We start from the raw sequence: 257 nt of genomic DNA on the forward strand, positions 1-257 counted from the left end.
TGGCAGTTTTTAAGACAAGATCCGCCTCCGGTCAATTCTCCGACAAATCGGCAGCCCGCCGCGAAAGCAGCGCCGACAGCGGGCTGTCCGGCCGCGCCTGCGCGCGTTCCGCGGCAAGCGCCCGTGCCAGCGCATGGTCGCCGGAACGCAGCGCCGCCTCGATCAGCGTCAGGTCGATGACGTCGCGTTGCGCGTGGCTGCCGCCGAAGCGGTGGGCGATCACCCGGATTGGCCGGATCAGGCCCACCGTCTCGGTG

1 pseudogene is annotated in these 257 nt (G+C 69.3%); it reads right to left on the bottom strand.

What is annotated here, in order from left to right:
- Positions 1-31: 31 nt before the first annotated feature.
- Positions 32-257, bottom strand: a pseudogene (locus AC0L2O_RS37060) (tetratricopeptide repeat protein); the annotation flags it as partial.

The organism is Bradyrhizobium sp. Kon10, from assembly GCF_055807395.1.